We start from the raw sequence: 1,852 nt of genomic DNA, 5'->3' as shown, positions 1-1,852 counted from the left end.
GCGCTGGTCACCGCGAAGGTGGTGGCGAGCGAGGGGGTGGACCTGGTGGCCGAGCCGATAGGCGAGCCCGATCGGCGGCGGCCCCGGGAGCCGGCCGAGGAGGCCGCGAGATGAGCCCCGCCCCGGCCGTCGGTCAGGCCGGTCTGTGGAACATCGCCAACGTCCTCACCATGGTGCGGCTGCTGCTCGTACCGGCGTTCGTGGTGCTCATGGCCGCCCACGGCGGCCATGACCCGGCGTGGCGCTCGTTCGCATGGGCCGCCTTCACGGTCGCCATGATCACCGACCTCTTCGACGGGGAGCTGGCCCGCCGCTACGACCTCGTCACCGACTTCGGCAAGATCGCCGACCCCATCGCCGACAAGGCGATCATGGGCGCCGCGCTGATCTGCCTGTCGGCGCTGGGCGACCTGCCCTGGTGGGTGACGATCGTGATCCTGGCGCGGGAGATCGGCATCACCCTCATGCGGTTCTGGGTGATCAGGCACGGTGTGATCCCGGCCAGCCGGGGCGGGAAGCTGAAGACCCTGGCCCAGGGGGTGGCCGTGGGCATGTACATCCTCACCCTCACCGGACCGCTCGCCACACTGCGCTTCTGGGTCATGGCCGCCGCCGTGGTCCTGACCGTGGTGACCGGCCTGGACTACGTCAAGCAGGCGATCGTGCTCCGCCGCAGGGGGCTGGCCGCCGAACGGGAGCAGAGAGTCCAGTGACCACTAAGAACACCGGCGGGACCGCCGCCGACGTGCTCGCCCTGTGCGAGGAGCGCGGCGTCACCCTCGCCGTCGCCGAATCCCTCACCGGCGGTCTCCTCGCCGGCGAGATCACCGCGGTGCCCGGTGCCTCCCCGACGTTCCGGGGCGCCGTCGTCGCGTACGCCACCGACCTCAAGCGGGACGTGCTCGGCGTCGACAGCTCGCTGCTCGCCCAGCGCGGTGCCGTCGACGGAGAGGTCGCCCGGCAGATGGCCGCCGGGGTGCGCTGGCGGCTCGGCGCCGACTGGGCGGTCGCGACGACGGGCGTCGCGGGCCCCGATCCGCAGGACGGCCAGCAGCCGGGTACCGTCTTCGTCGCCGTGGCCGGTCCCGAGGGGCGCAGTGAGACGCGGTCGCTGAACCTGACGGGGTCTCGCACGGAGATCCGCACGGCTGCCGTCGGGGAGGCACTGGCGCTTCTGCGGCGCCACCTGGACGCGGCACCGAAGGGGCAAGACGGGCGGAAATACCCGGAAAATCCTGATCAGGAGGCCCCGTATTCCTCGCTTGGCGAACGGTGAAGATGACTTCCGTCGCCGCACTGTCACGGTCCGAGGCGGTACGGTGGAGCAGAGAGGATCCGGACCCGAGGTCCTAGGAGGGAGCCACGCATGATTCTGCTCCGTCGCCTGCTGGGTGACGTGCTGCGCCGGCAGCGACAGCGCCAGGGCCGGACGCTGCGCGAGGTTTCCTCGTCAGCGCGTGTCTCTCTCGGCTATCTGTCGGAGGTCGAGCGAGGCCAGAAGGAAGCCTCCTCCGAGCTGCTCAACTCGATCTGTGAAGCCCTGGACGTCCGGATGTCCGAGCTGATGCGCGAGGTGAGCGGCGAGCTCGCCCTCGCGGAGCTGGCCCAGTCCGCCGCGGCCACCGAACCCATTCCCGCTCCCGTGCGGTCGTTCACCGTGACCTCGGTGACGGGGATGCCCGACGAGCGAGTCACCATCAAGGCCCCGAAGGAGCCCGATCCGGTCGCGGCCTGAGCGCAGAGAGCCTGGCACGAGAGCCCGGTCCGCCGGCGTCGGCGGAGCCGGGCTCTCGGCTTGTCCGCCGCCGCGCGCTCCCGCCGGGCCGGTTGGTCACCCGCCCGGCTGGCAGCG

General features: G+C 71.6%; 3 protein-coding genes. All 3 read left to right on the top strand.

Going from position 1 to position 1,852, the window contains the following annotated elements:
- The first annotated feature begins 110 nt into the window (after positions 1-110).
- Complete coding sequence (gene pgsA, locus H5J30_RS30615) at positions 111-713, top strand: CDP-diacylglycerol--glycerol-3-phosphate 3-phosphatidyltransferase (RefSeq protein WP_018838066.1); 603 nt, start codon at positions 111-113, stop codon at positions 711-713.
- Positions 710-1,276, top strand: a complete 567-nt coding sequence (locus tag H5J30_RS30610) for a CinA family protein (protein ID WP_181790714.1) — start codon at positions 710-712, stop codon at positions 1,274-1,276. Before pgsA ends, H5J30_RS30610 begins: the two co-directional genes overlap by 4 nt.
- Positions 1,277-1,366: 90 nt before the next feature.
- Complete coding sequence (locus tag H5J30_RS30605) at positions 1,367-1,735, top strand: helix-turn-helix domain-containing protein (RefSeq protein ID WP_018838068.1); 369 nt, start codon at positions 1,367-1,369, stop codon at positions 1,733-1,735.
- Positions 1,736-1,852: the final 117 nt, after the last annotated feature.

This window comes from Streptomyces phytophilus, from assembly GCF_013870535.1.
Lineage (GTDB): Bacteria > Actinomycetota > Actinomycetes > Streptomycetales > Streptomycetaceae > Streptomyces > Streptomyces phytophilus.
The sequence above is the reverse complement of the archived record's forward strand: the minus strand, read 5'-3'. Positions and strand labels throughout refer to the sequence as shown.